Annotated in this window: 5 protein-coding genes; 1 reads left to right on the forward strand and 4 read right to left on the reverse strand. The window is 65.1% G+C overall.

Annotated elements, in window-relative coordinates; all coding sequences use genetic code 11:
- Positions 1-204: hypothetical protein (locus ACE3UY_RS21320; protein WP_374689493.1), on the reverse strand; the 204-nt coding region annotated here is incomplete at its 3' end.
- A 296-nt stretch (positions 205-500) separates the two neighbouring features.
- Here ACE3UY_RS21320 and ACE3UY_RS21325 point away from each other — a divergent pair.
- Complete coding sequence (locus ACE3UY_RS21325) at positions 501-785, forward strand: hypothetical protein (protein ID WP_374689494.1); 285 nt, start codon at positions 501-503, stop codon at positions 783-785.
- 34 nt (positions 786-819) lie between these two features.
- Here the strand turns inward: ACE3UY_RS21325 and ACE3UY_RS21330 are convergent, their stop codons facing one another.
- From ACE3UY_RS21330 to ACE3UY_RS21340, 3 genes are all read right to left on the reverse strand, one after another.
- On the reverse strand, positions 820-1,674 hold the full coding sequence (locus ACE3UY_RS21330) for a helix-hairpin-helix domain-containing protein (protein ID WP_374689495.1): 855 nt from the start codon (positions 1,672-1,674) through the stop codon (positions 820-822).
- 117 nt (positions 1,675-1,791) lie between these two features.
- The gene (locus ACE3UY_RS21335) at positions 1,792-2,226 is read right to left on the reverse strand and encodes a hypothetical protein (protein ID WP_374689496.1); all 435 of its coding nucleotides are present in this window, start codon (positions 2,224-2,226) and stop codon (positions 1,792-1,794) included.
- Positions 2,227-2,322: 96 nt separating this feature from the next.
- A partial coding sequence (locus tag ACE3UY_RS21340) for a BTAD domain-containing putative transcriptional regulator (RefSeq protein WP_374689497.1) occupies positions 2,323-3,638 on the reverse strand: 1,316 nt, incomplete at its 5' end.

Below are 3,638 nucleotides of genomic sequence, written 5' to 3' on the forward strand. Positions count from 1 at the left end.
AGCCACGGCTCGCTCGGCCGAGAAGACCAGCGGCGTGGCATCGGCCGGCGTGACGGCGGGGACGGCCCGCAGTGGGGCCAGCCCCAGCCAGAACAGGAACGCAATCAGGGCCAATACGCCGAGCCGCGCCAGCAGACCGGCATAGGGCCGGCCGGCCGCGCGCGCGGCGGGGCGTGGGACGGGAGCAGCGTGGGATGATGCCATGACGAACCTCCGGGCGGCAGAGTGCGCGAAGCGCGCCGCCAAACCACACGATAACTGCCCGACCGAGCCGTCGTCTACTATCAAAAGTTATATCTGGGGGCTAAGCGGCGGGAGGGTGCCATAGACACATGTGCGCCGGCTCCTCCTATGCTATCCTCTTCGGTGACAGGGCGTCTAGCGGCGAACAACCCTTCTTTATTTACGGTTTCTTCACAAGAATGAGCGGCCATCGGCGATACGATTCGGTCATTTACAAGATCGGTGGTCGTACCTTTGTAGAGGTCAGGAAAACACACATGTATGAAGTTGAACACCACGAGATGAGCCTGGTAGATAGACACGCCTCCGGCGCGGAGGAGTGGTGTTGCCCCACGTGCGGGCGGCGGTTTGTCATGACCTGGTCGCCGAACTACCAAAAGGTGGTGCTGGAGCCGGGCAACGAGTACGCCGAACACAGCGGCTCCAAGGGCGAATTGCGCCTCGCCGCGTCGCAGGTGGTGGAGACAGAGGATCGCATCTTGTCAGACGAACTACGCGCGGCACTGGACGAACTCGACCTGGATGCGCTGTTCGAGGATTAGCCGATAGGCGGAGCTAGGAAGCTCCGCCTATCAGTTAATAGACCAACAACAGCCCTTCCCGCAGTTCGGCCGTGACCTGTTGGTGGGTGTGGGCCATCTCCAGTGTGAACTCTACTTGCAGGCGGTAGGCGCCAGGGGTCAAGTCGCCGGGAGCGATGGGCCCTACCCGTACAGCCATCTCTGGGGCGAGGGGCATCGTTGTTTCGCTCTGGCTCACCGGCCGGCGCTGGCCGCCAGGCAACGGCCAGACGTAAAGCGCCGTCCGCGCCAGAGCGGTCGTCGAAGATGCGCTCTCTGCGTCCGACACATCCACATCGAAAGTGACGTCAAACGGTTGACCACGTCGGAGTATGTGCCGTGGCCGCTGTTGACCGGCCGGGATAGTGGCTAAATCGCGCAAGCGCAACTGCCCTGAGGCGGCCGGCGCGGGAGCGTCCGTCTCCGGCATAGCCGGCATAGGGGCGACTGGATCCGTCATCAGAGCGGCTCTGGCACAACCGGCCACGAAGTCGGCTAGCAGCCTTTCCCCCCATCCGGCCCAACTCGTTTCGCGCCCGCTCTGAACGTGGCCGACCCTCGTCCGCCGCACCCGACCGCGCTCATCGAGCAGCAACTCCAGCGTGAAGGTGGCGTAGCGCTGCCCGTTGTCCATGGTTGTATTCATCGGGGGCGCGGCCAATCGCCCGGCGGCCTCGATCCACGCCCCAATGCGGTCGCGCGAGACGACCGGCAGGCCGTGCAGCGCCGCGGCCACGCGCTCCGGCGTGGCCGCGGCCAGGGCGGCCACGTCGCCAATGCCCACGTCCTCCAGGCGACGGGCCACCGCGGGACCGATGCCGCGGATTTGTTGCAGGCCGGAACCGGCCATGACTATTTCGTCCATCGTCATAACCCCCTCACCGGCACGAGCGCGCCGCCGGCCGTTGAGCGAAGCTCGGCGGCCGGCGGCGTCTCTTCGCTAAATTGGTGCTGATCGGATCAGCACGCGCCGTCTGGTACCTCCGACTTACGGCTGCTGGTAGAGCTGGACGATCTGCCCTTCTTCAAAAGCGGCAATCTCGGTCGGGTTGGCCGCCAGGTCGGTGTGAGTGATCAGCGTGACCAGGCGATAGGCCCCGGGGGTCAGCGTGCTCGCGGGCGCCGCGGGCACATCCACGACCGCCGTATAGGCCCCAGCTCCGACGACCGGCACGTCCTGTTGCGTACCCAACTGGCCTTCGAATGCACTCCCGATGGACTCGGCGTAGACGTTGACGTGAAAGTCACCGTTCAGGAGAGGGGCGAAACCGCCACTGAGCACCCAGTTCACGCGGACGCGCCAGGCATCATTCAACTGGATGATCGTGGCCGGCGGCGTGAGGCCGTTCGGATCTTCCACGGTCGCCGTGCCGGTGATATCCAACAGGGCCGGGTTGGCCCCTGGGCTTTCGAAAGTAAACATGACTTTAAACCTCCATTGCATTTACTCAAACTGACACGATAGGTGTTGTCCTCGAGAGCAACACCGACAGCGTAGCAACCCGATCTCAAAAACGGATCAATCCCCGTTCAATTCCGCGCCTGTCCGAAAATGATCGCCATTTTTGAGTATTTTTTCGTACAGTTCTGTCGTCCCCGGCAGCGGCTCCACGTCCAATTCCTCGCGCAGCGCCTCCACACAGCGGTGGTACTGGCGCAGGGCCAGCGTGCGCTGCCCCTGCCGGGCAAAGACCCGCATCAGCCGGCGGTGAATGTCCTCGCGCACGTTGTCCAGTTCCAGCAGCTTGCGGCAGTAGGCGACGCACAAGCTATCCTGCCCGACTTCGCCGTAGTGCCGGCTCAGCCGGTCGAGCGCGTCCAGATAGGCGTTGCGCAGTTGTTCGCGATACGTGACAGGCCACTCCTCATACATATCCTCCAACAGGAAGTCGCCCTCGTAGAGAATCTCGGCCGCCTGAAATGCCTCGACCGCCTGGTCCACGTCGCCCCGCTTGACGGCTTCCAACGCGCGGCGATAGTGGCGCAGGAACGCCTCGCTATCCACCCAGATCGTCAGTTCGGGATTCAGTTGGTAGCCGCCGTCCACCTGGATGATGCTGGCCTGGCTGTCGCCGTTGCGCAACGTCTGGCGCAGCAGGTAGATCGTCTGGTAGAGGCTGCGGCGGGCCGAGTCCGGCGGGCTGTCGCGCCAGAAGCTGTCCAGCAGCCGCTCGATGGACGTCGGCTGGTCGCGGTGGATGATCAGCAGCTTGAATAGCGACCGGCTCTTATGGCCCGACCAGTCGCGAATCAGCCGGTCGTGGTAGTAGACGCGGAAGCTGCCCAGGCAGTAGACGAATAGGTCCTCCCGCGGCGCGTCGGGCCGTGGTTGAGCCGGGACGGCGGGGACGACAGGGAAGAGCGATTCGGGCGCGACCGGCGACGGGGACACGGTTAACGGGTCGAGGGCCAGTGACTCCGACGCGACCGGCAGCATCAGGCCCAGGCCCGCGGGCGCGGCCTGTTCGGCGGTGGGGGGCTTGAAAAGATTCTCCAACCGCCGGCGCGTGGATTGCAGCCAGCTCGGCCGGCCCGACGGTTCGGCCGGCGCCGGCGGAACCACCGGGAAGGGTGGCCCGGTGAGCTCGGGCACCTCGTCCCCCTCGCGCCAGAGGGGGCGCAGCAGCCGCTCCACACGCCGCCGGGTATCATCCTCCAACTGGCCGGCCTGGTTCGCCATGCGCAATTGTTCGGCCCGCTGCTGGTGGAGTTGATCGCAGGTCAGACACAATTCGTCCACGGCGACCAGCAGCGCCGCCCCGGCCGCGTCGCCGCTCTGGAGAGTGGCCGTCTGGAGCGCCCGTAATAGACGGTCCAGTTCCCCATAGTCACCGG

The organism is Promineifilum sp. (SeqCode), from assembly GCF_041918635.1.
Taxonomy (GTDB): Bacteria; Chloroflexota; Anaerolineae; order Promineifilales; family Promineifilaceae; genus Promineifilum.

What these genes read in the sequence shown, in the direction of transcription:
- ACE3UY_RS21325 (WP_374689494.1), top strand. Translation starts at nt 501, where the DNA reads ATGTATGAAGTTGAACACCACGAGATGAGCCTGGTAGATAGACACGCC.
- ACE3UY_RS21330 (WP_374689495.1), bottom strand. Translation starts at nt 1,674, where the DNA reads ATGACGATGGACGAAATAGTCATGGCCGGTTCCGGCCTGCAACAAATC.
- ACE3UY_RS21335 (WP_374689496.1), bottom strand. Translation starts at nt 2,226, where the DNA reads ATGTTTACTTTCGAAAGCCCAGGGGCCAACCCGGCCCTGTTGGATATC.